Annotated in this window: 1 protein-coding gene; it reads left to right on the top strand. The window is 41.5% G+C overall.

The annotated features are described in order from the left end of the window. On the top strand, positions 1–277 hold a 277-nt coding region (locus tag ACX9YW_RS22960), incomplete at both ends, for a DEAD/DEAH box helicase (protein ID WP_460351034.1).

The following is a 277-nucleotide window of genomic DNA, read 5'->3' as shown; positions in this document are numbered from 1 at the left end:
AAATTTAGAAAAACAACATAAGACGATTCAAGCATTGGTTATTGAACCAACACGTGAATTAGCCATTCAAACCCAAGAAGAACTCTACCGTTTAGGCCGCGATGAACATGCCCGTGTTCAAGTAGTTTATGGTGGGGCTGATATTCGGCGGCAAATCCGTTCAATTAAGCATAATGTTCCTGCTATTTTGGTAGGTACACCTGGTCGGCTTTTAGATCACCTTAAGCGCAAGACCGTTGACTTAGAGGATGTCAATACTATCGTTTTAGATGAAGCT

It is taken from the genome of Pseudoneobacillus rhizolycopersici (genome assembly GCF_054786815.1).
Note: the sequence above shows the minus strand (reverse complement) of the source record. Positions and strands in the feature narration are given on the sequence as shown.